The organism is Streptomyces sp. NPDC048002 (assembly GCF_040653275.1).
Lineage (GTDB): Bacteria > Actinomycetota > Actinomycetes > Streptomycetales > Streptomycetaceae > Streptomyces.
Genome location: NZ_JBEZNL010000015.1, coordinates 61,395 through 85,287 on the forward strand (window position 1 = coordinate 61,395; position 23,893 = coordinate 85,287).

Genomic DNA, 23,893 nt, shown 5'->3' on the forward strand with positions numbered 1-23,893 from the left:
CCGACTCTTGTTCCTTTCGGGCTTCACCCCATCAGGTGATATGTCACCTGGAGGCCGCGCGTGTCACCGCGCGGACGCGTAAGCGGGGGTGGGGCACGGCCGGTGCTGCTCGGCCGTGCCCCACCCCCGCCCGGGTGCTACGCGTCGATGCGTGAGCGGTCCAGCGTCGCCGCCGAGGAGGAGATGAACTCCTTGCGCGGGGCGACGTCGTTGCCCATCAGCAGGTCGAAGACCTGTTCGGCCGCCTCCAGGTCGGAGAGGTTGATGCGGCGCAGGGTGCGGTGGCGCGGGTCCATCGTGGTCTCGGCCAGCTGGTCGGCGTCCATCTCACCGAGACCCTTGTAGCGCTGGATCGAGTCCTTGTAGCGCACGCCCTTGCTCTGGAACTCCATGAGCTTGTCGCGCAGCTCGCGGTCCGAGTAGGTGTACACGTACTTGTCCTGGCCCTTCTTGGGCTGGACGATCTCGATGCGGTGCAGGGGCGGCACGGCCGCGAAGACCCTCCCGGCCTCGACCATCGGCCGCATGTAGCGCTGGAACAGCGTCAGCAGCAGACAGCGGATGTGGGAGCCGTCCACATCGGCGTCGGTCATCATCACGATCTTGCCGTAGCGAGCCGCGTCGAGGTCGAAGGTCCGGCCCGAGCCCGCTCCTATGACCTGGATGATCGCGCCGCACTCGGCGTTCTTCAGCATGTCGGTCACGGACGACTTCTGGACGTTGAGGATCTTGCCCCGGATCGGCAGCAGCGCCTGGAACTCGGAGTTCCGGGCGAGCTTGGCGGTACCGAGCGCGGAGTCTCCCTCGACGATGAACAGCTCGCTGCGCTCGACGTCGTCACTGCGGCAGTCGGCGAGCTTGGCGGGCAGGGAGGACGACTCCAGGGCCGTCTTGCGGCGCTGCGCGTCCTTGTGCTGGCGGGCGGCGATGCGCGTACGCGCCGCGGCGACCGCCTTCTCCATGATCACGCGGGCCTGGGCGGCCGCATCACGCTTGGTGGAGGTCAGGAAGCCCTTGAGCTCCTTGGTGATCACGGTGTTCACGATGCGCCGGGCGGCCGAGGTCCCGAGGACCTCCTTGGTCTGCCCCTCGAACTGAGGTTCGGCCAGCCGCACGGTGACGACCGCGGTCAGGCCTTCCAGGGCGTCGTCCTTGACGATGTCGTCCTCGGCCACCCGCAGCATCTTCTTGGCCCGCAGCACCTCGTTGATGGTGCTGGTGACGGCCGTCTCGAAGCCCGCGACATGGGTGCCGCCCTTGGGGGTGGCGATGATGTTCACGAACGACTTCAGGGTCGTGTCGTAGCCCGTGCCCCAGCGCATCGCGACGTCGACGTCGAGCTCGCGGGTGACCTGGGTCGGCGTCATCTGGCCGTGCTCGTCCAGGACCGGCACGGTCTCCCTGAAGGTGCCCTGCCCGGAGAAGCGGAGCACGTCGTTGACCGGCTTGTCGGTGGCCAGGTACTCGCAGAACTCGCTGATGCCGCCGTCGAAGCGGAACGACTCTTCACCCTTGCTGCCGTCCTGGCCGAGGCCGAGCTCGTCGCGCACGACGATGGTCAGGCCGGGCACCAGGAAGGCGGTCTGGCGGGCCCGCTGGTGCAGGTGCTCCAGGGAGAGCTTGGCGTCCTTGAGGAAGATCTGCCGGTCGGCCCAGTACCGCACGCGCGTGCCGGTGCGGGTCTTGGGGATCCGCTTGGCCTTGCGCAGCCCGCCGGTGGCCTCGAACTTCGCGTCGGGCCCGGCGCCGGCGAAGGCCCCGGGGACGCCGCGCCGGAAGCTGATGGCGTGAGTGTTGCCGTTGCGGTCCACCTCGACGTCCAGCCGGGCGGACAGGGCGTTCACCACGGAGGCGCCGACGCCGTGCAGACCGCCGGAGGCGGCGTAGGAGCCGCCGCCGAACTTTCCGCCGGCGTGCAGCTTGGTCATCACGACCTCGACACCGGACAGGCCCGTCTTGGGCTCGACGTCCACGGGGATGCCCCGGCCGTTGTCCCGGACCTCGACCGAGCCGTCGTCGTGGAGGACGACGTCGATGTGGTCGCAGTAGCCCCCGAGCGCCTCGTCCACGGAGTTGTCGATGATCTCCCAGAGGCAGTGCATCAGACCGCGGCTGTCGGTCGAGCCGATGTACATGCCAGGGCGCTTGCGCACGGCCTCGAGCCCCTCGAGGACGAGCAGGTGCCGCGCGGTGTAGTTGGAACCGTCCCGGTCTGCTCCTGCCAGCAGCGCTGTGGACGGCACGGACGTCTCGGCGGTCACGCGGTTCGCTCCTCGCTGAATTTCAGTGGGCACCCTTGTGGGTAAGGGCGCGGCTTCGGTCGCCGCTCAGAGGGTACCGAGGCCTGGTAGAGCCGATGTAACGCCACCCTCGTCTCTCGTGAAGACTAGTCCAGCGTCGCATGGGTGTTCGATCCCTCGATGGAGTGAAGTACATATCACGTTCCCTTCGGGGCATGAACCATTTAGGCTCCGGGCACGTCCTCATGAACAAACCGGCAATCCAGCCGGAGGGACCGACACCGACCGACAGCGCGAACCCGTACGACACACAGAAACGTGATACGGCACATTCGCCGCCAACCGGCAGCAGCCAGCCGCCCGGAAAGATTTTTCAACGAGAAGCCCCGAGCGGGAACGATTTCGGGCTGGTTGGATGTTGACCCTGGTACGACAGCTCGTCGAGCTAGAGAAGAGGCGACGTGACTACTGTTCTGACCCCCGCGAGCCCGCTGACGGCCGCCGATCGATGCGACCGTTGCGGCGCCCAGGCATACCTGCGCGTCGTACTGGTGAGCGGCGGAGAACTGCTCTTCTGCGCCCACCACGGCCGCAAGTTCGAGCCGGGACTCAAGAAGATCGCCGCTGAGATACAGGACGAGACGGAGCGGCTGACGGCCGTTCCTGCCACCGCCTCCGAGGATGAGCGCTGACCACTCGCGTCCACGACGAGCCAGCTCCAGGCATTAGGCCGGCGTAAGGGCGGCTGCCCCTGATCTTCGGGGGCAGCCGCCCTTATGTGTCACGAGAGCCGCTCAGAGCCGCTCAGGAGGCCGTGTGGGCCTCTCCGGGGGCTGCGGGCGCCTCGTCCCACCCCAGCTTCGTCAGGACGTCGGACACCCGCGTGTAGACGCCCGGGCTGCCCGGGCGTCCGCAACCGCTCCCCCAGGAGACGAGCCCGATCAGCCGCCCCTCGGCCACGAGAGGACCGCCGCTGTCCCCCTGGCAGGCGTCCCGGCCGCCCAGTGCCTCACCGGCGCACAGCATGCTGTCGGCCCGGTAGGAACCGTCGCCGCCACCCGGATAGGCCCGCTCGCACAAGCTGTCGGCCAGCACATGCACCTGCGCCGCCCGCAGTCCGTACGCGTAGTCGCCGCCCCCGGTCGCGTCCCCCCACCCGTAGACCGTGGCGGCCGTCCCGGACGTGTAGGCCGGGTCCCCCGCCGCCGCTGCCCCGACCACCGCTTCCTGCGGCAGTGGCTCCGCGAGGGTGAGCACGGCGAAGTCCCCGGCATTGGTGTTCGCGTCGTACTCGGGGTTGATCCTGATCTCCTGGACGGCGATCTCCCGGCCCTCGTCCGTGCGCAGATCGGTGCGGCCCACGATGACCCTCAGATCGGCTGTCGGGGGCTCGCCCAGGACGTCCTCGCCCATGCAGTGGGCCGCCGTGAGGACCGTGGACGGGCCGACGACCACACCGCCGCAGAACTGCCCCGAGCGGTTACCCCCGAACCGGTCACGGCTGGACAACGCCACCGTCCAGGGGCTGTCGGCCACATCGACCGGGAATCCGCCGACGACGATGCTGTCGGCGGCCGCCGGGGCGGTGGAGGCGAAGGGTATGACGGCCGCGGCGGCAGCCAGGACCAGCGGCCGGGCCAGCGCCCGGACCAGGGGACGACGCATGCGGGCTCCTCACTCAGGGGTTGCCATCGGAAACCCAGAGTGATCCACCCCGCCGCGCCCCGCACCCGCGCGCGGAACGCGAAGGCCCGGCTCCCACTACGGGAACCGGGCCTTCGACGCCGTACGCGCTCGACCTAGTCGAGGTAGTCGCGCAGCACCTGCGAACGCGACGGGTGACGCAGCTTCGACATGGTCTTGGACTCGATCTGGCGGATCCGCTCGCGCGTCACGCCGTACACCTTGCCGATCTCGTCGAGGGTCTTCGGCTGACCGTCGGTGAGACCGAAACGCATGGAGACGACGCCCGCCTCGCGCTCGGACAGGGTGTCGAGCACCGAGTGGAGCTGCTCCTGCAGAAGCGTGAAGCTGACCGCGTCGGCCGGGACGACCGCCTCGGAGTCCTCGATGAGGTCACCGAACTCGCTGTCGCCGTCCTCGCCCAGCGGGGTGTGCAGGGAGATGGGCTCGCGGCCGTACTTCTGGACCTCGATGACCTTCTCGGGGGTCATGTCGAGTTCCTTGGCCAGCTCCTCCGGGGTGGGCTCGCGACCCAGGTCCTGGAGCATCTGGCGCTGCACGCGGGCGAGCTTGTTGATGACCTCGACCATGTGCACCGGGATACGGATGGTGCGGGCCTGGTCGGCCATGGCGCGGGTGATCGCCTGACGAATCCACCAGGTGGCGTACGTGGAGAACTTGTAGCCCTTGGTGTAGTCGAACTTCTCGACCGCGCGGATCAGACCGAGGTTGCCCTCCTGGATCAGGTCCAGGAAGAGCATGCCGCGGCCGGTGTAGCGCTTGGCCAGGGAGACCACGAGACGGAGGTTGGCCTCCAGCAGGTGGTTCTTGGCGCGGCGGCCGTCCTCGGCGATGATCTCCAGCTCGCGCTTGAGCTTGGGGGCGAGCTTGTCGGCGTTGGCCAGCTTGTCCTCGGCGAACAGGCCGGCCTCGATGCGCTTGGCGAGCTCGACCTCCTGCTCGGCGTTGAGCAGCGGGACCTTGCCGATCTGCTTGAGGTAGTCCTTGACCGGGTCGGCGGTGGCACCGGCGGCGGCGACCTGCTGCGCCGGCGCGTCGTCCTCGTCCTCGTCGGACAGTACGAAGCCGGCGTTCTCGGTGCCCTCGGGCTCGTCGCCGGGCTTGGCCTCTTCGAGTGCCTCGTCCTCGAGGGGCTCGCCGTCTTCCTTCTTGGCGGTGGTCTTCTTGGCCGTCGCCGTCTTCTTGGCGACGGTCTTCTTCGCGGCCGCCTTCTTGGCGGTCGTCGTCTTCTTGGCAGCGGCCTTCTTGGCGGGTGCCTCGTCCTCGACGGCCGGGTCGGCGGCGGACGCCGCAGGCGTGGCGGTGGCGGTGGCCTTCTTGGTGGTCACCGTCTTCGCCGCAACCGTCTTGGTGGCGGTGCGCTTGGCCGGACTCTTCGCTGCGACGCTCTTTCGGGTGCGCTTGGGCTCCGCGGCACTGACCATCAGCGTCACACCCTCTTCCTCGAGGATCTGGTTGAGGCTGCGCAGTACGTTCTTCCACTGAGTGGCCGGAATCTGGTCAGCTTCGAAGGCCCGACGCACGTCGTCGCCGGCGATCTGCCCCTCAGCCTTTCCCCGCTCAATGAGCGCCATGACAGAGACGGACTCGGCGATCTCCGGCGGGAGCGTACGGGATGTGCTGGCCGACACGAACAACCTCTCGGAACGATGGAAAACGGCTTCCGGCCCCGTCCACAGTGGACAGGAGCCGACCACCGGCCTGGGGATGGGCCGACGGTGCGGGCGGGGGCCGGGAAGATGCACAGCGCCAGATGTGGCGTCCGTATTCCCTCCGCGGCTGTCACCTCTTAGGTCATCGCGCTGTTTCCACAAGCGTTACGCCCAATCTGCGTGGCCCGAGTCACACCCCGTAAGCAATCAAAAACGGTCAGACACGGACAGATGAGGTCGGCCGGGAGGTGGGCCGGGTGGCGGGCGGACTTGTCCACCGCCCCGCCGCACCCTCGGACCCCGCAGGATCGCCCGGATCCTGCGGGGTCCGACGGGGGGCGGTGCGCCGGCCGAGTGATGCCTCAGGAGGGGGTGGACATCCCCGGCCGCGCCGCCCGTGGGGCGCGGTCAGTGCTCGCGCGGGGCGGGAACCACGCGCTCCACCTCGGGGTGAACGGTGAGAAGCTGCCGCATCGCCGCCTCCGCCGCTCCGCCGTCGCCGGCGGCGAGGGCGTCCACGAGGCGCGCGTGGTGCGCCAGCGAGGACTCGGTCGGACGGTCACAGCCCGTGACCGGACCGCCGGAGACCTGAAGGGCGGCCGAGACGATCCCGGACAGGTGTTCCAGCATGCGGTTGCCGGCGACCTGGAGCAGCAGGGAGTGGAACTCGGCGTCGGCGCGCGAGAAGGTCAGGGCGTCACCCTGCCCCAGCGCGTGCCCCATGATCTCGACCATGTCGGCCAACCGCTGCTGGACGTCCTCGCGGCCGTGCCCGGCGGCGAGCCGCGCGGCGAGCGGTTCGATCGTCCAGCGCAGCTCGCTCAGCTCGCGCCGCTGGTCGTCGCGCTGCGGTCCAAACGCCCGCCACTCGATGATGTCGGGGTCGAGGAGGTTCCAGTCGCTGACGGGACGCACGCGCGTGCCGACGTTCGGGCGGGCACTGACCAGGCCCTTGGCCTCCAGGACGCGGAGCGACTCACGGACGACGGTGCGGGAGACCTCGAAACGCTGTCCGATCTCCTCGGGCACCAGAGGGCGGTCGGCACCCAGGTCACCGGAGACGATCATCTGTCCGAGCTGCTGGACGAGTTGGCCGTGCAGCCCGCGTCCGCGACTGCCGGCGGCACGTCGGCCCACACGGCCCAGCTCCGGTTCCCCGCCCTCCCAGGCGGGGAGTCCGACGCGGTTGGCGACGGACGCCTCGGCGTAGGGGTAGCGGTCGAGTTCGCCCGGGCCGACAAGACCGGAGTCGGCGGCGCGGGCGGCGGTCATCATGGTGTGCGCAAGGGTACTCACGGATCTTTTGTCGGCGCCCTCTCCAACTCCCTTGAGGTCTTTGGTGAAAAGCACACGAAAGGGTGATCGCTCACCCCGTCGGAATTGACGCCTTATCGGAAAGAAATGGGCTTTCCCCGGGGAGTTGTGCGCACATGAGGTAGGGGAAGCACGTTGACGACCGTCATCGGACCCTGCCGCGCACCGCCGTGAGCAGGTACGCGCACAGCAGTGCCGTCAGCGACAACGCCAGCGCGCCGCCCACGGGTTGGGCGATCACCCGCGCCGTGCCGACGAGATACCGCTCGCCCCCGAAGGGCCACTGCGCCAGCAGCACTTCCCTGAGCCGCAGGGGAAACCCTGCCGCCGATCGCACCTCGGACCCCTCCAGCACCTTGTGCACCAGCGGCACGACGAGCACGGGCACCGCGACCACCGCGGCCAGCCCGGCGGTGGTGGACCGGAACACACCGGCCGCCAGCACCCCGGCCCAGGCGCACCCCACCACCAGCCCCACCCAACTCACCCCCAACGAGAGCCACTCCGCGGGAACCTCCGCGAGCTCCCGCCCGTATACGAGGTACAGCACCTCCGCGTCGCACCCCACCGTCACCACCGCCAGCGCCAGCGCGGTGATGCCGGAGACGAGGAGTTTGGCGGCGAGCAGCCCCAGCCTGCGGGGCACGGTGCCGCGGTCCGCCGCGAGTGCCGGGTGCCGGAACTCGTCGCCGAAGGCCAGCGCGCCGAGCAGCCCGGCGCCGAGGGCCGCCGGGGGCAGCGGCAGCTCCCGCGGCCACGCCGCCAGCAGCCGCGGTTGCGGGGTGTGCCCGACGCGTGCGAGCACCACCGCCATCACGGCGGACACCACAAGCACGGCGGCCGCGGTGAGAAACCCGGTCCCGACCCCCGTGGCACGACGGAGCTCGTAGCGCAGGGGTCGCAGCGGGCTGGGTGCGGAGCGGACGGAGATGGGAGGCGGGAGGGTGGGGTGGGGGGAGGGGAGAAGGGGCCCTGAACTCGCGTCTCGGGAATCGGCGGTGGGCGCCTCGGCTGCGGCGCGTTGTCCGGCGGGTTGATTACCCGGGTCGACAGCTTGATTCTCGAGGCCTCTGTCCGTGCCGTCCCGGGTGGGGCCATGGGCGGCGTCGTCCTGACTCGCGCCGATGTCCGCGGCCGACTGGGGCGCACCGACATCCGCGCCCGCCTGAAGGGTGTTGCGTTCCGCGTCCGCCCGGAGGGGGTTGCGGTCCGCGCCCGTCGCAACGGTCGGGGGCACGTTCCGCACCTCGGTGGCGTCCACTGTCCCCGGGGCAGTCGTCGTCGGCCCCATGTCCCCGATCTCATCGGCGAGTTGGTGCACGAGGATGCCGTTGCGGTGAGCGAGATCGCCGATGTCCGCGCAACTGCTGCCGTACACCGAGAGGCGGTTGCCGCCCTCCTGGACGACCTCCACCGAGCGCCGCGTGGTGCGGGCGTCCTTGGTGAGCAGGGCGGCCAGGCGGGCGGCGTGCGGGGTGCGGACGGCGACGCGTGGGCGCAGTCGGGTGCGGGCGAAGTCTCGGGCGTCCTGGTCGGCGACGAGTCGGCCGTGGTCGAGGGTGATGACTCGGTCTGCCGTGCGAGCGGCTTCCTTGGGATCGCAGGTGGCCAGCAGGACCGTGCCACCTTGGCCGGCATGGGCGCGCAGCACGCCGTGGAGCCAGCGGCCCTCCCGCACGGAGAGGCGGTCGGCCGGGTTGTCGAGGATGAGGGTGTGCGGGTCGGCCAGCAGGGCGCAGGCGAGGCCGAGGCGACGGTCCACGCCGCGGGAGAGGGTGCCCAGGCGCTCGTCGCGCAGGCTGACCAGACCGACCACTTCGAGGACTTCGTCGGCGCGGCGGACGGGAACTCCAGCGGCCGCGCAGAGCATCCGCAGGTGACCTCGGACCGTGCGGGCGGGATGGCCCGGCACCTCCCCGAGCAGCACGCCGATCTCGCGCGAGGGATGGGCGATGCGGTGCAGGGGCCGGCCTCTGAAGTGGGCTAGTCCACGGCCCCGTTGGAGTTCGAGCATGAGTCTGAGTGCCGTCGTCTTGCCGGCTCCGGCAGCTCCGAGCAACGCGGTGACATGGCCCGCGCGCGCCTCGAACGACACGTCGTCGACGGCAGGCGGAAGCTCCTTGCGAGGGTGGCTGGTCAATCCGAAAGCCTGGATCACCCGAAGCAAGATAGCGCGCTATGTCCGTTATTTCGGGCAGGGCAAGACCCTTACGGCGAGCGGCAGTCGGTGCATCCGGAACCTTGTTCGCCGCTTGCGCCCGGGCGTCGCCCGCGCGTGTTGCCGCTGCTCTTCTCAGACTTCGGGGCGGAGCATCGGCGGGTTGAGCAGCGTCGCACCGCCCGCCCTGAACAGTTGGGCAGGCCGTCCGCCCTGGCGGGTGGTGGTGCCGCCGGTGGGGACCAGGAATCCCGGGGTACCGGTGACCTTGCGGTGGAAGTTGCGCGGATCGAGGGCCACACCCCACACCGCCTCGTAGACACGGCGCAGTTCCCCGACGGTGAACTCGGTGGGACAGAACGCGGTGGCCAGCGAGGAGTACTCGATCTTGGATCGGGCGCGCTCCACCCCGTCGGCGAGGATCTGCGCGTGGTCGAAGGCGAGTGGGGCGAGGGGTTCGCCGTCCCGGCCGTAGCCGCCCTGCTGGAGCAGTTCCTCGACCGGCGCCCATCGCGCGTTGCTGGCGTCGCCGCCCGCGCGTGGGGCGGGCATGTCGGGGGCGAGCGCGAGATGCGCGACGCTGACGACCCGCATGCGCGGGTCCCGCTTGGGGTCACCGTAGGTCGCGAGCTGCTCCAGGTGCGCCCCGTTGTCCTGGACCGGTGCGGCGGGGTCGTGGGCGCGCATACCGGTCTCCTCGGCCAGTTCGCGTGCCGCGGCCTGGGACAGGTCCTCGTCCTCCCGCACGAATCCGCCGGGCAGGGCCCAGCGCCCCTGGAACGGCGGTTCGCCCCTGCGTACCGCCAGCGCGCACAGGGCGTGGCGGCGCACGGTCAGCACGACCAGGTCCACGGTTACGGCGAAGGGCGGAAAGGCTGACGGGTCGTAGGGCATGTCGCGATCATAGTCGTCTTCCTGACGATAAACACTCCCTTCTTCGGTCGCATCGGCCGTTGATCGATTCGGTTTCGGGAATGACCGCGCGGCTTCGGATCTTGGCGTGGGCGTGGGCGTGGGCATAGGCGTGGGCATAGGCGCAGGCGGGTGTCGGTGTCGGTGTCGGTGTCACTCGGGAGCCTGTCACCGGCGTCCGGATGTTGTCTCAGGTCACACTCCCAGTTGCAGCCCGTCGGCGGCTTCTTCGACCATGGCCGTCCCGAGGCGCCCCACTCGCACCGAGAAGGGCGCGCCCGCGACCCGCAGGCCGGTAAGGACGATCTCTCCGAGGGGTGCTCCGGCGGCGGGGCGGAGCGTGACGGTGCCCGCAGGAGTGTCGGGACGGATTCCGGCGAGGGACGTCAGCAGGAGTACTCCGGCAGCCGCGGCGGTTGCGGCGGGGCGGCAGGCCGCCGGGTGGGGAATCGGCGCGCCGCCCTCCGTGCGCTGCTCTCCGCCGTACATCTCGGGCAGCCGGTGCCCGAAGGCCTCGGACGCGTCCAGGACACCGCGCAGCAGCGAGGTCGGCTCCTTCTCGTACCCTGCGGCGATCAGGCCGGCCACGGCCACGGCCGTCTCGTGGGTGCGGACGGCTCCTCCTCGGTGGCCGAAGGGGTTGAACCCGGCCTCCTTCGCGCCCAGGCCACGCAGTCCCCAGCCGGAGTCCATCGCCGGGCCGCCGAGGAGCCGGGCGAGCTGCTCGGTCTGCACCTTGTCGAGGAGACCGGGTGCTGCTTCGCCTCCGCCGAGCAGTCCGGTGTCGAGAAGGTGGACGGCGGCCGCGCCGAGGTGCGGTACGAGCCGCCCGTCCGGGGCGCGGGCAGCCGCGGGCCTGCCGCCACCGAGGTCGTCGATCCAGAAGTCCCGCTGGAACGCGGTGCGCAGGCTTCTCGCCCACTGCCTCAGCCCTGGGCCTCCGGGTCTGCCGAAGGCGTCGAGCAGGTCGGCACCGAGGAGGGCAGCGCGGTGGGCGTGCGCCTGGGTCTCGCAGCGTTGTGGTCCGCCGGGGTGTGGGTCCTGGAGGTAGGTGCCGTCACCCACGGTCGTCCGCAGCCAGGCCAGGCAGCGCTCGGCGGTGGGGAGCAGCGCCTCGGTCTCCTTGTCCGGGAGTCCCCAACGGCGAGCCTCGGCCAGGAGCGTCGGGAAGAGAAGGGTGGCTTCCGTGGCTGTGCAGTTGGGCGGCAGATGTGCGCCGGCGTCGCGGCGCGGCCCGGGAATCAGGCCGGACCGCGGTCCTGCAGCCGTCAGTTGGGTGCGGGCGAGTGTGCGCAGGGTGCCCGCGGCGAGTCGAGTGCCCAGGGGCAGGGCCATCCGGGCCGCGACGAGGGCTTCGGCCGGTGCAGGTCCGCAGCGCCAGGGCACACCCGCGGCCAGGTGGGTGTCGGTGGGGTGGGCGGGATCGCGCAACAGCAGGGCTTGGAGATCTTCGACGCAGGTGCGCAGCAGGACTTGTACGCCGGGGTGGTCGCCCGAGGCCCGTGCGGAGGCGGCCAGCGGACTCGTCGTAGCGGACCGGCCGCTCACGGCCCGGCCCAGGCCCGTTCCTTCGGTCCGTACGCGCAGTTCCACACTCGAGGTGCCTCCCGGTGGCAGCTCGAACTCCCAGCGCAGCAGGCCCGCGGAGGCGAGGGCGTCGGTGGGTGCCGGGGCCGCCGTGACGGCCGAGCTCACGGTGTCGGCGGTCCAGCGCAGGCCGGAGTCATGAACGCTGGCGGGCAGGTCGCCACCCGCGGTGCCGGCGGCGATGGCGCCCAGGTCGGCCAGGTCGGTGCCCAGGGCGATCTCCACCGGGAGGCGCAGGAGGCGCGGGGCCGCGCTGCGGAGGGTGATCCGCTCGGTTCCGTCCGCGTGCCGGATGCGTTCGACGACGACATCCGGGTCGGGACCTGTGTCCGGAAAGGCGCGGAGGGTACCGACGAATCGCGCTCTGTCCGCGCCGGTCATGCCGGCGTGCACGGGAACCGGTTCACGTCCGGCGATCCGCACCTGGCACCGGGCGAGAACTCGGCGTCCCGCTCTGTAGAAGCCCTCCAGTCCGCGTCCGGTCAGTTGTCCCTGCTCCGTGGAGATGGCGAGGCTGGGCAGGGCCACGCAGATCAGGGCAGTGTGCGTGGGGGGCAGGTCGGTGGGGCGCCGTGGTTGCGGGGGCCCGGCTGCGGGTGTGGTGCGGCGCGTCTCGCCTGGGGGCGGCGGGGAGGTGGGGCGGGCCTCGCCTGAGGGGGGTGGGACGGGGCGGCGGGCCTCGCCCGGGGACGGCGGGGAGGTCTGGCGGGCCTCGCCTGAGGGGGGCACGGTGGTACTCGGAGTGCCGGGTGGAAGCGCATCCGGGGTGCGGTGATCGGGAAGGTGTGCCGCGTCGGACGGACCCGGCACCGCGCCCGGTGGACCAGGCGTTGAGGCTTGGAGTGCCGGGGCTGCGCCCGGTGCAACCGGGACTGGGCCCGGAAGGCCCGGAAGTGGGCGACGGCCGTTGCTCGGGAGGCCCTCCCCGGTCCGGTGGCTGGGACGTGGCTCGGCGCCTTCCGGGCCGGCGGGCGGCTCGGGTCCAGGACCCGGCGACGGGTTGGGTTGGGCGTCCGAGGAAGGAGTCGGCTGGTGCATGGGGCGGCTTCCTCTGCGCTCTGCGTACCTGGGGCGTGTTCGGCGCCGGGCGGGGTGACCGGGTGCACTTGGGCGGGTCGGCGGCGCGGCCCGGCCAGGTGTTCCGCCACTCAGGTGAACGGGGTGAGCCTGCTCCGGGTCACGCTCGGAAGCGGGCGACCCCGCCGAATGGGGGTGGTCGGTGCGGAGACGGCCGGTGATCATGCCTCTCCCTCCGAGCCGGGGTTCGTCCCGTCCTCGCATGTGCCGCGTCGCCCCCTGGGCGCGCGCGTGGTCCGGGGCTGTCGTACCGAGCCGGGATGCGTACTGCCTCCCGGCGTGCGGGGCCGAGGCACCCTCGCCTTGGGGGGACGGCTTCCGCCGCCGCGCGGTCGTACCGAAGGGCCGTCGGCTTGCCTCCTCCGAGAGGCTCCGTTCACTCGCGCGGGTGCGGCGGTAGTGGGCCGCGCCGATGTCTCGCCTGCGGGCGCGTCAGCGCGGGCGGTCGGCGGAGCACCGGCCGGCTCGGCACGCCCGGCGTCGCCCTCCTCCGTTTCCGTGGCGGGTTCCGTGTCAGGGGCCTTGGACCCGTTCCCTGTGCGTTCCGCCCGGAGGCAGCGGCGGATCGACTCCGGATCGAGGCCTTCGTTGCATGCCTGGTGAAGGAGGCGGGCGAAGAGGTAGTCGGGGTCCGCTCCGAGGGCCATGGCGAGTGCCTCCCGGGCCTCCAGTTCGTCGCCGGCGGACCAGGCGACCCAGCCGGCGAGCGTCAGCGGCGCCGCGGCGTGCTCGTTGTAGGGGCCGACGCAGCGGCGGGCCAGGGCTCGCCAAAGGCGCAGCGCCGGGACGGCTTCGTCGCCCTCCATCCAGGCGGCTGCCCGGTCCCGGGTCGATCGGTCCTGGAGGCCGAGAATGAGTCGGGCCGCTTCGTCATGGGCGAGCAGGTCGTCGTCGCGCAGGTCCGCTGTGAGAGTGCCGGACACCGGGCGCGCCTCGGTGAGGCGGTTGATGAGCCGTTCGGCCAGTTCGAGGGTCTCCCCCGCGACGTCCGCGCGGCTGGTGTCGTCGAGCATCCGTGGGACCAGGGCCATGCCGGCGGTGTCGAGAGCGACCTCCTGCTCAAGCGCCGAACCGGTCTCCCACGGAAGCAGCCTGGCCCGCAGCTCGCGCAGGGTGCCCCGCACCTGGAGTCCGGCATAGGTGGCGGCCGCGGCCAGGACGGAGGTGCCCGGCAGCCCCATCGGCGTACCGGCGGGCGGGCAGCACCCTTCGTTCACGCAGCAGTAGGACCAGAATCGGCCCTCCGAGATGCAGAGCGCCTCGATGACCGGTACGTCGAGGTGTCCGCACTCGGTGCGCAGCTTCTGGGCCAACGGGCGCAGTCGTTCCATGACTTGCCGGCCGGACTCACCGCGGGCGGGTTCCTGGCAGAGGTAGGCCACGATCTGCTCGGGGCGGCTGCCCCGGCGTTCACTGCCCGTGACCAGGCCGTGGGCCAACTGCCGTGCTGCGGAGGGCCAGTCGTCAGGGTTGATGGGGACGCCGAGCCGGGCCCTTCCGCCGAAGCGGCCGCGTCCGTCCCGGTCGTGCAGGGCCACCAGGACGATGCTGTCCTCGGGACGGTAGCCCAGCAGGTACGGGAGTGCGTCGGCGAGTTCGGCCGGGGTGCGCAGAGTGACCTGCTGCCCGTCTCCGTGGCCTTCGTAGGCGGTGCACTCGACGTGGTTCGCGGGGTGCGTCCGGCGCCCTGCGATGTCTCCGTTTTCGGGGGTTCCAGCGGTTTCGCCGTGATTCGTCATGCGAAGACGATCTCGCGGAATGCGAATCTCCGCTTGAGCCTGTGGATAACTCCGAGCAGGGACATGGCAATTCGCGAAGGACGCGGAAGCCTTCACACCCGCGGGCTCTCGCCGTGCCCAACCTGCTCACCGGTCCCATCCTGCTCGCCATGGTCAGCGGTCCCATCCTGCTCACCATGGTCACCAGGCCCACCACGCTCACCGGGCCCGCCGTTCACCCCGCCGCGGCAAGGACCAGGGGGAGCACCTCTCCACTGCCCGCCCGGCGCAGAAGACGCGCCGCGACCGCCAGCGTCCAGCCCGAGTCGGTGTAGTCGTCCACGAGCAGCACGGGACCGCGAGAGTCCGCCAAGGCGTCGGCCAGGTCCCCGGACACACTGAACGCCCCTGACAGCGCCCTCAGCCGTTGCGCCGAGTTGCTGCGACGCACCGTGTGAGTTCCACCGGGGCCTGTATAGGTCAGCGTGCCGAGAAGGGGCAGCCGCCCGATCTCCGCGATGCCCTGGGCCAGGGTGCCGACCAGTTGCGGCCGTGACAGCGACGGCACCGCCACGACACCCACCGGCCGCGCCGACGCCCCCGACGCCCATCCTTCGGGCGACCGCGCCCAGTCGGCCAGCACCGCGACGGCGGCGCGCAGCACGTCCTCGGGGACCGGGCCGTCCGCCGCGCTCTCGGCCAGCAGCGGACGCAGCCGGTTGCCCCACCCGATGTCGGAGAGCCGCCCCAGGGCCCGTCCTGTGGAGCACTGCTCCCCCGCGGGGATGCGGCCCTTGACCTCGATCCCGAGCGCGGGCATCCCGGTCGGCCACATCCGACGCGGTTCCACCTCCACTCCGGGCCGGTCGAGTTCCGCGGTCGCACCGGTCAGCGCCTCCGCCGTGACACTGGGGTCGGCCCAGGGGCCGGCGCAATTGTCGCAGCGGCCGCACGCGGTCGCGCCCTCGTCGTCCAGTTGCCGACGCAGGAACTCCATGCGGCAGCCGGTCGTGGCGGCGTACTCACGCATCGCCTGCTGCTCGGCCGAACGCTGACGCGCCACCCACGCGTAGCGTTCGGTGTCGTAGACCCACTCCGCCCCCGTGGCGATCCAGCCGCCCTTGACCCGCTTCACCGCCCCGTCGACGTCCAGCACCTTCAGCATGGTCTCCAGCCGGGTGCGCCGTAGCTCCACGGCCGCCTCCAGGGCGGGGACCGACAAGGGCCGTCCGGCGCCGGCGAGGGCCGAGAGGGTTTGGCGGACCTGGGCCTCGGGCGGGAAGGCGGTGTCGGCGAAGTAGCGCCAGATCGCCTCGTCCTCCTTGCCCGGAAGCAGCAGCACGTCGGCGTGGGCGACGCCCCGCCCCGCACGTCCCACCTGCTGGTAGTAGGCGATGGGCGAGGACGGCGAGCCGAGATGCACCACGAAACCCAGGTCGGGCTTGTCGAAGCCCATCCCGAGGGCGGAGGTCGCCACCAGCGCCTTGACCCGGTTGTCGAGCAGGTCCTCCTCCGCCTGGAGCCGGTCCGCGTTCTCCGTGCGCCCGGTGTAGGAGGACACCTGGAAGCCGCGCTGCCGCAGGAAGGCGGTTGCCTCCTCCGCCGCGGCGACGGTGAGGGCGTAGATGATGCCCGAGCCCGGCAGCTCATCCAGGTGCTCGGCCAGCCACGCCAGCCGGTGCGCCGCGTCGGGCAGTTGCACGACCCCGAGCCGCAGACTCTCCCGGTCCAGGGGGCCGCGCAGCACGAGTGCCTCACCGGCACCGGTGCCGAGTTGCTCGGCGACATCGGCCGTCACGCGCGCGTTGGCGGTCGCGGTGGTGGCCAGTACTGGCACCCCCGGGGCCAGTTCGGTGAGCATCGCCCGCAGTCGGCGGTAGTCGGGGCGGAAGTCGTGCCCCCAGTCGGAGATGCAGTGTGCCTCGTCGACCACCAGCAGGCCGGTCGTGGCCGCGAGCTTGGGGAGCGTCTGGTCCCGGAAGTCCACGGAGTTCAGCCGCTCGGGGCTGACCAGGAGCACGTCGGTCTCGCCGCGCTCCACCTCCTCGTGGATGGTGTCCCACTCCTCGGGGTTGGCGGAGTTGATGGTGCGCGCCCGGATGCCGGCTCGCGCGGCCGCCTCCACCTGGTTGCGCATGAGTGCCAGGAGCGGGGAGACGATCACCGTGGGGCCCGAGCCGCGCCGGCGCAGCAGGGCGGTGGCAACGAAGTAGACGGCCGATTTGCCCCAACCGGTGCGCTGCACCACCAGGGCACGCCGACGGTCCCGTACCAGGGCGGCCACGGCCTGCCACTGGTCCTCACGCAGGCGTGCCGACCCGTCCGGGGCGCCGACCAGCTGGCTGAGGATGGCATCGGCTTCGGCGCGGAGTTCCACTTCGTCCATGGCTCCATGCAACCCGATGGCACTGACAGTCAGCCACTCCACCCTCTGAACGGTGGGGCCGGAAGGCCAGGAGTGACCCGCCTCAGCCCCGGCCCCACCGGCCCACCCGCCCTGCTGGACCGTTCAACCTCCGCCTTCCGTGGCCGACCCAGGCCGCCCTGCTTGACCGGCCAGCCTCCGCCCTCCGAGGCCGACCCCGGCCGCCCTCCTGGACCCGTCCGCTCAGTTCTCCCTGACCGGGCCCGCCGGTAGGGGCGGTGTCGGCAGATCGAATTCGTGCTGCCAGAAGCCCACGTCATGCCAGCTCCCGTGCTTGAAGCCGACCGCCTTCAGGGTTCCGCACGCGGTGTACCCGAGGGCTTCATGCTGCCGCACGCTGGGCTCGTTGGGCAGGGCGGTGAGGGCGATGACGCTCTTGAAGCACCGCTCCGCCAGAGTCTTGAGCAGGCGGGCTCCGAGCGCGGAGCCCAGCCCTCTGCCTCGGCGACTCGGGGACTCGGGGACAGGTAGACCGTCGATTCGGCTGTCCAGTCGTAGGCGCTGCGGCCCGTTGTCGCAGACCGCCGGCATGTCGGCGACGGTCGCGGGGCGGAAGTCGGCCGGGCGTCGCTCCGGGTTCACGTGTGGTCCTTCCTCAGTGATCTCGAATCATCGCGGTCCGATCGGGATACCGCACGGATCCAGGGGTAGACCCAACCAGGTCAGCCCTGCCGGGCCCGGGTGCCCGCGCATTCGGAGGGCGGGCACAACCGGCCAATCGCCATCCAAGTGGTCGACTCGCGGGAGAGGCTTCCCGCCTCACGCGTTCCGCGGTGGCACACGGGGTAGGGATCTAAGACCCATACCCACCAATACCGGTCAGTCACTCCAATTGCTCGTTGCCGCAACCCAGTTCGACAGGAAGAATTGAAGTCCGCTCCCCGCACGGCTCGCCCGTGGTCCGGCAGGGCTCCGCTGTGGTGCGCGCTCCCCCGATTCCATTCCGCCCTCAGTGTGGGCGCGTAGCCGAAGGGAGGACCGTGACCTTCGGATTCGCTCCGTCCCCCGCGGCATCCACGTCGACCTCCACCGACCTGTCCGCCGCCACAGTGGGCCGCATGCTGGAGCCCGCCGAATGGGCCTCCGCCGGGATTCCGCTGCTGCGCAACCCCCGCGAGGTTGTCAGCGGGCTCCACTCCCGGCACCGACCGAGGCCTGCGACCGCGATCGTCGCCGTACTCGATCCGGACGAACACATCAGGGCGAGCGCCTCGTTCACCCGCCGCACGACGCAGGCCGACGGCTGGCTCTTCCGCAATGTCCTTCTCGACCAGCTGCGCCGGGTGATCCCGCACGACCTGCGCCGCCGTACCCCCGTGCGCACCGCCGTCCTGCTGTACTGCCGCGACGGCGACGCGCGCTGGACACCGGAGGACGGGGCGTGGATGTGGGGACTGCGTGACGCCTGCACCCTGCACGGGTTGCGCTGTGGCGCGTACATCACGCTGACCCGGGACGGCTGGCAGGTGCTCGGGGAAGGGCGTGGCGGCCGGCGCCCCAGCCTGGACTCGACACCGGAGCCCTTCGCCACCTCCGAGTCCCCGCCCCCGCTGCCTCGCACGGGCGGAGCCGCCTCGGAGATGATGCGTCGCGTCGCGGCACGCTGAAACACCGGCGCCGACGTCCTGATGGAACGTTTCCCCCTACCGTCACCAGCGACACAACAGACCCACAGGTCCGGCTCCGCCGCACGGTGAACCAACTCGCCCACCGACACCGGTCACCTCGCGCGCCCACACCCCCGTCGGGGAGGGCCGACTCTCTCGGCCGAGCCGGCACCGGGGCGGGCGATCGTCCGCACACGGCGAAATGCCCACCGTGCTGGTACCGCCACGACGGGGACCGCCGTCGGCCCGCCCCCGGACGAACCGGAGACGACTCAGACGCCCGCGCCCAGCACCGAGTTGATCGTCTGCGGGTCACCGCAGACGATCAGCAGGCTGCCGGCCCGGCCGAGGGCCAGGGGCAGCGCGGTGGCGGCAGCGGTGCTGGACCCTCCGTTGACGGCGACCACTACCACGGGTCGCCGGGCCGCGCGGCTCGCGACGGCGGCATCCGCGTAGAAGACGTCGTCGCCCGCGTCGTGCTGAGCCCAGTAGGAGGCTTCACCGAAGGACAGTTCGTGGGCGGCCCACGGGTGCTGTTCCCCGGTGGTGACCACCAGGACATCACCGGGGGTACGACCCGAGTCCAGCAGCAGGTCCACGGCCTCCTCGGCAGCGTCGAGCGCGCCCTCGGCCGAGGCCGGGATGAGCTGGATCTGCGGGGTGGACGCGGCCGGTGCGGAGACGGGGGCGGCCGGACCGGAGGGTCCGGGCTTGACGGCGGTCAGGTCACGCGGCGTGCGTTGCGTGGGCGCCGTGGGCCGCGGGGGCCCGGGACGACCAGGACGCGACGGAGCCGCGGGACGCGGACCAGGTACAGGGCGGGGGGTCGGCGCGGTGCGGCCGCTGGCCGGCGTGACGCGGGGACCCTGGGCGCTCTCGTGAATCTGAGGCTCCTCGGGAATGAGAGGCATGGGCTGATATCTATCAAACATTGGTGCGGCTCACGTGAACGGGTGGCACATGAGTGCGAACGGATTGGTCAGAAGTCGAAGCCGAGTTGCCCCTCGATCTCCGGAACGCTCCGTTCAGCCCAGCTGCGGGCCTTCTTGAGGTGCCGCCACTGGGGCAGCGCATCAAGATACGCCCATGACAACCGGTGGTACGGGGTGGGCCCCCGCTCCTCCAGCGCGGCCTTGTGCACGGGCGACGGATACCCGGCATTGTCCGCAAAACCGAAGTCTGCATGGTCGATACCCAGTTCGGCCATCATTTTGTCGCGCTGAACCTTGGCGATCACCGAAGCCGCGGCGACCGCCACGCACGACTGGTCGCCCTTGATCACCGTCCGGACCTGCCAGGGGGCGCCGAGGTAGTCGTGTTTACCGTCGAGGATGACCGCGTCCGGGCGAACCGGCAGCACCTCCAGAGCGCGCACCGCGGCCAGCCGAAGCGCCGCGGTCATCCCCAGTGCGTCGATCTCCTCGGGCGAGGCGTGCCCCAGGGCGTAGGACGTCACCCAGTTCCGGAGCTCCTGGGCGAGCTCGGTGCGCCGCTTGACGGTGAGCAGCTTGGAGTCGGTGAGCCCTTCGGGGGGCCGGCGCAGTCCGGTGACCGCCGCGCAGACAGTGACGGGTCCGGCCCAGGCGCCGCGCCCCACCTCGTCTACACCGGCAATGACCTTCGCTCCGGTCGTGGCGCGCAGTGAGCGCTCGACGGTGTGAGTGGGTGGTTCGTACGGCATGGCGCCCTTAGCGTACGCCGCCCGGATCACCCGGCGACACCCCGGTTTCCCTTTACGCCTTCACCGACCCCGCATCCGGCCTGCAACCCCCGTTCGGCCGGAGTAGCGGAAGCATGAGCTGGTCGATCATTTCCGCCAGCTCCTCGTCACCCCATTCACTTCCGCACATCTTTGACCTGTACATCATCATGGCTGGGATGGCATCGAAGACGCATGCGTTGGCGGCATCGGACCGCACCTCGCCCCGCTCAATGCCACGGGTGATCACATCGCGCAGCAGCTTGAGCGTGGGCTCCACGACACCACTGAAGATCACACTATGGAACCGCTCCGCTTGAAGCTGGTCGCATTCGTGAATGACAGACCGGAGCGCGAATCCAGGGCGCGAGTACATGGCCTCCCGCGCGAGCCGGCACAGCGCCAGCAGGTCCTCCCGCACGCCGCCCAGGTCCGGCACTCCGTCGATGCGGGGCAGCCCGGCCCGCAACGCGTCGGCGACGAGATCCTCCTTGGAGGGCCAGCGGCGATAGACCGCGGCCTTGCCGGTCTGAGCTACGGCGGCGACGCCCTCCATGGTGAGGCCGTTCCAACCGACCGTGCTGAGCTGTTCCAGCGCGGCATCGAGGATGGCGCGTTCGAGCACGGCGCCGCGCCGGCGCAGCGAGGCCGCCCGAGCGGGGGCGGCCGTCCAGCGCGAGGTAACCATCAGCATCTCCAGCGTACAAAGAAGCGGGTATTGCGGGGAGTTGAGGAAGTCGAGCGGCGGCGACAAAGGGGGAACGCCACGCGACGACGAGCTAAGTGAACGCTTGCGTTCACTACTACGGACTCACTACCGTTGCAGCGACAGTGAACGCAAGCGTTCACTAAGGCACTTATGGGGGAACCATAGTGACAACCTCTCAGTTGACTCAGGACCGGAAGCCCGGGGAGGCCCGGCGGCCGGGACGCCCCGGAGTGGCTCTCACCGTCATCGCGGCCTGCCAACTCATGGTGGTACTCGACGCGACGATTGTGAACATCGCACTCCCGCACATTCAAGACGCGCTCAAGTTCAGCACCACCGACCTCACCTGGGTGGTGAGCTCGTACACGCTGACCTTCGGCGGTCTGCTGCTGCTCGGCGGCCGGGCGGGAGACATCCTCGGCCGTCGCAGGGTCTTCATGACCGGCATCCTGCTCTTCACTTTCGCCTCGCTGCTCGGCGGACTGGCCCAGGAGCCGTGGCAGTTGCTGGCCGCTCGGGTGCTCCAGGGCGTGGGTGGCGCGATCGCGTCGCCGACATCGCTGGCTCTCATCACCACAACGTTCCCCGAAGGCCCCGAACGGAACAGGGCCTTCGGTGTCTTCGCCGCCGTCTCCGCGGGTGGCGGCGCGATCGGACTGCTGGCCGGCGGCATGCTGACCGAGTGGCTCGACTGGCGTTGGGTGCTGTTCGTCAACGTCCCGATCGGCGTCCTGATCGCCGTCCTCACCCCGCTGTACATCAGCGAGTCGGAACGGCACACCGGTCGCTTCGACATCGCGGGGGCGCTGACCTCGACGCTGGGTATGGCGTCCCTCGTCTACGGATTCATTCGGGCGGCCGACGAGGGCTGGCGGGACAACCTGACGATCGGTTCCTTCGTCGCCGCCGTGATTCTGCTGCTGGCCTTCGCCTTCATCGAGACCCGGGCCAAGGAACCCATCACCCCGCTGCGGATGTTCGCCGACCGCAACCGCTCGGGCACGTATGTGATCATGCTGAGCCTGGCCGCGGCGATGTTCGGCATGTTCTTCTACATCGTGCTCTTCGTGCAGAACGTGCTGGGGTACACCCCGATCGAGGCGGGTCTCGCCTTCCTCCCGGTGACGGTGGTGATCGCGCTCGGCGCGGGACTGTCGCAGCGGTTCCTGCCGGTGCTGGGTCCGAAGCCGTTCATGCTCACCGGCTCGGCCCTCGTCGTGGTCGGCCTGACCTGGCAGTCCCTCATCGACGCCGACAGTTCGTACGTCGGCGGAGTGCTGGGGCCGATGCTGCTGTTCGGCTTCGGTATGGGGCTGAACTTCGTGACACTGACGATCACCGCGGTCTCGGGTGTCGCGCAGCACGAAGCCGGCGCCGCGTCGGGCCTGCTCAACACCACCCAGCAGGTCGGCGGGTCGCTCGGCCTGTCCATCCTCACCACGGTGTTCGGCTCGGCCAGCAGGGACGAGGCGGAGAAGCAACTGCCTCAGTTCATGGCCGATGCCACCCCGGAGCAGAAGGCTCAGTTCGCCGAGACGCATCAACTGCCGGCCCCGTGGGGACACGAGGTGCTGGCCAAGGGCATCTCGATGGGGTTCGTGGCCGCCGCCGCGATGGGCGTACTCGCCCTGGCCACCGCCTGGTTCGTGATCAAGGTCCGCAAGAGCGACCTGGAAGCCCTGTCGGGCACCGCCGGCCCCGTGGCCGGCTGAGCGGCACGGGGCCGCACGAGGCCGCGGATGGCTGAGCCTGGCCGGGAGGACCGGCGACAGCGACGGCCCGGCCATCCGCAGCCACGCCGTAGCCGCGAGAAGCACCGCTACCACCACGTTCACGTCCACCCCCGTAGCTCTCTCGCACCCCTGCCGTGTGTCCGTGGTCCGTGGCCCGTGGATCACACTGCGCATACCTGAAGAACGACCGAGCAGTCACGGAGAGTTCCCATCGTGTACGGAGAGTTCCACAGGTTCGGCAAGGCCCACCCCAGCAGCAACGACTGAGGCGGACGCCGAGAGTCAAGGGCGGCACAAGGCAGCAGGGCCGGCCTGCGGACCACCCGCCGCGGGTCCGGCGACGCGCCACTGGCAACCCCGGCAAGGCACCACCGGCCCCGTCGACGCACCGCCGGCCCCGTCGACGCACCACCGGCCCCGTCGACGCACCGCCGGCCCCGTCGACGCACCGGGTCAAGCCGTAGGAACCCACCCCGGCAGGGCCTCGGTCTGCTCCACCCACGCAGCCGGCGGGGCTCCAGCCTTGCCGGCCGCCAGCACCCCGCCCACGATGGCGCAGGTCGTGTCGACGTCACCGCCGACCTGGGCCGTGGTCCAGAACGCCTGCTCGTAGTCGCCGAGGGACCGCGCCGCGGACCACAGGGCGAAGGGGACGGTGTCGTGGGCCGTCGTCCGGCGGCCACAGCCCAGCACGGCCGCGACGGTGGCGGCGTCCGCGTAGTCCAGCATGTCCCGGGCCCGGCGCAGCCCCGCGCCCACGGCGCTCTTCGGGACGAGCGCGATCACACCGTCGAGCAGGGCCTCCGCGCCGGGCGGCCCGCCGGGGGCGCCTGCCAGCGCCGCTGCGGCCGCGACGGCCATCGAACCGACGACCGCCTCACGGTGCTGGTGGGTGGGGTACGCGGAGATCTCGGCCTGGTGAGTGGCCTGCTCGGGGTCGTCCGCGTACCAGGCGCCCAGGGGCGCGATCCGCATGGCCGCGCCGTTTCCCCAGGAACCCTGTCCCTTGAAGAGGCCGGCCGCCAGCTCGCGCCAGTCACCGCCCTCCCGGACCAGGCGCAGCAGGCGGTTCACGGCTGGGCCGTAGCCGCGGTCGAAGTCGTGGCGCTCGGCGAATGAGCGGGCGAGGGCGTCCTGGTCGATGCGGTGGTGGGCGGCGAGGACGGCGGCCACGGAACAGGCCATCTCCGTGTCGTCGGTCCACTGCCAGGGGCCCGCCGGCAGCTCGCGGCGCTTCAGCAGCGGGTAGTTCGCCGGTACGAAGAACTGGGAGCCCAGCGCATCGCCGACTGACAGTCCACGCAGGCTGGCAAGGGCGCGCTCCAGGCGCCCGTCGGGTGAGGAATCTGCGGTCATCG

General features: G+C 70.9%; 17 protein-coding genes. 3 read left to right on the plus strand and 14 right to left on the minus strand.

Annotated features, from left to right (window positions below; all coding sequences use genetic code 11):
* Window positions 1-137: 137 nt before the first annotated feature.
* Entirely contained in the window at window positions 138-2,261 is a 2,124-nt protein-coding gene (locus AB0E07_RS20080) for a DNA topoisomerase IV subunit B (protein ID WP_362253498.1), read from the minus strand.
* Between the two features lie 440 nt (window positions 2,262-2,701).
* Between AB0E07_RS20080 and AB0E07_RS20085 the strand changes: the two genes are divergently transcribed.
* Window positions 2,702-2,932 carry a hypothetical protein gene (locus AB0E07_RS20085; RefSeq protein ID WP_362253502.1) on the plus strand — a complete coding sequence of 77 codons (231 nt, stop codon included), beginning with the start codon at window positions 2,702-2,704 and terminating at the stop codon, window positions 2,930-2,932.
* 112 nt (window positions 2,933-3,044) lie between these two features.
* Here AB0E07_RS20085 and AB0E07_RS20090 read toward each other — a convergent pair whose 3' ends face one another.
* The 9 genes from AB0E07_RS20090 to AB0E07_RS20130 form a co-directional block, all read right to left on the minus strand.
* On the minus strand, window positions 3,045-3,905 hold the full coding sequence (locus tag AB0E07_RS20090; protein ID WP_362253505.1) for a serine protease: 861 nt from the start codon (window positions 3,903-3,905) through the stop codon (window positions 3,045-3,047).
* A gap of 134 nt (window positions 3,906-4,039) precedes the next feature.
* On the minus strand, window positions 4,040-5,575 hold the full coding sequence (locus AB0E07_RS20095; RefSeq protein WP_362253508.1) for an RNA polymerase sigma factor: 1,536 nt from the start codon (window positions 5,573-5,575) through the stop codon (window positions 4,040-4,042).
* A gap of 429 nt (window positions 5,576-6,004) precedes the next feature.
* Window positions 6,005-6,892 (minus strand): FCD domain-containing protein, encoded by an 888-nt coding sequence (locus AB0E07_RS20100; RefSeq protein ID WP_362253511.1) that lies wholly within the window; start codon window positions 6,890-6,892, stop codon window positions 6,005-6,007.
* A gap of 163 nt (window positions 6,893-7,055) precedes the next feature.
* A complete protein-coding gene (locus AB0E07_RS20105) occupies window positions 7,056-9,068 on the minus strand; it encodes an ABC transporter ATP-binding protein (protein ID WP_362253514.1) in 2,013 nt (670 codons plus the stop codon).
* A 135-nt stretch (window positions 9,069-9,203) separates the two neighbouring features.
* The gene (locus AB0E07_RS20110) at window positions 9,204-9,962 is read right to left on the minus strand and encodes an NUDIX hydrolase (protein ID WP_362253518.1); all 759 of its coding nucleotides are present in this window, start codon (window positions 9,960-9,962) and stop codon (window positions 9,204-9,206) included.
* 213 nt (window positions 9,963-10,175) lie between these two features.
* Window positions 10,176-12,095 carry a glycogen debranching N-terminal domain-containing protein gene (locus AB0E07_RS20115; RefSeq protein ID WP_362253521.1) on the minus strand — a complete coding sequence of 640 codons (1,920 nt, stop codon included), beginning with the start codon at window positions 12,093-12,095 and terminating at the stop codon, window positions 10,176-10,178.
* 710 nt (window positions 12,096-12,805) lie between these two features.
* Window positions 12,806-14,383 carry a DUF4192 family protein gene (locus AB0E07_RS20120; RefSeq protein ID WP_362253523.1) on the minus strand — a complete coding sequence of 526 codons (1,578 nt, stop codon included), beginning with the start codon at window positions 14,381-14,383 and terminating at the stop codon, window positions 12,806-12,808.
* A 214-nt stretch (window positions 14,384-14,597) separates the two neighbouring features.
* Window positions 14,598-16,748: a RecQ family ATP-dependent DNA helicase gene (locus tag AB0E07_RS20125; RefSeq protein WP_362253526.1), complete on the minus strand. Its 2,151-nt coding sequence runs from the start codon at window positions 16,746-16,748 to the stop codon at window positions 14,598-14,600.
* Between the two features lie 222 nt (window positions 16,749-16,970).
* Window positions 16,971-17,369, minus strand: coding sequence for a GNAT family N-acetyltransferase (locus AB0E07_RS20130; RefSeq protein ID WP_362253528.1), 399 nt, complete (start codon window positions 17,367-17,369; stop codon window positions 16,971-16,973).
* 398 nt (window positions 17,370-17,767) lie between these two features.
* Here AB0E07_RS20130 and AB0E07_RS20135 point away from each other — a divergent pair, with 398 nt between their 5' ends.
* Window positions 17,768-18,394: a hypothetical protein gene (locus AB0E07_RS20135; protein ID WP_362253531.1), complete on the plus strand. Its 627-nt coding sequence runs from the start codon at window positions 17,768-17,770 to the stop codon at window positions 18,392-18,394.
* 272 nt (window positions 18,395-18,666) lie between these two features.
* On the opposite strand, the gene AB0E07_RS20140 is transcribed toward AB0E07_RS20135, so the two are convergent.
* From AB0E07_RS20140 to AB0E07_RS20150, 3 genes are all read right to left on the minus strand, one after another.
* Window positions 18,667-19,305, minus strand: coding sequence for a hypothetical protein (locus AB0E07_RS20140; protein WP_362253534.1), 639 nt, complete (start codon window positions 19,303-19,305; stop codon window positions 18,667-18,669).
* A 68-nt stretch (window positions 19,306-19,373) separates the two neighbouring features.
* Window positions 19,374-20,075 carry a ribonuclease HII gene (locus AB0E07_RS20145; RefSeq protein WP_362253537.1) on the minus strand — a complete coding sequence of 234 codons (702 nt, stop codon included), beginning with the start codon at window positions 20,073-20,075 and terminating at the stop codon, window positions 19,374-19,376.
* A 52-nt stretch (window positions 20,076-20,127) separates the two neighbouring features.
* Entirely contained in the window at window positions 20,128-20,781 is a 654-nt protein-coding gene (locus AB0E07_RS20150) for a TetR/AcrR family transcriptional regulator (protein ID WP_362253731.1), read from the minus strand.
* A gap of 185 nt (window positions 20,782-20,966) precedes the next feature.
* Between AB0E07_RS20150 and AB0E07_RS20155 the strand changes: the two genes are divergently transcribed.
* Window positions 20,967-22,514 (plus strand): MFS transporter, encoded by a 1,548-nt coding sequence (locus AB0E07_RS20155; RefSeq protein ID WP_362253540.1) that lies wholly within the window; start codon window positions 20,967-20,969, stop codon window positions 22,512-22,514.
* Window positions 22,515-22,988: 474 nt separating this feature from the next.
* On the opposite strand, the gene AB0E07_RS20160 is transcribed toward AB0E07_RS20155, so the two are convergent.
* Window positions 22,989-23,891 (minus strand): ADP-ribosylglycohydrolase family protein, encoded by a 903-nt coding sequence (locus tag AB0E07_RS20160; protein WP_362253543.1) that lies wholly within the window; start codon window positions 23,889-23,891, stop codon window positions 22,989-22,991.
* Window positions 23,892-23,893: the final 2 nt, after the last annotated feature.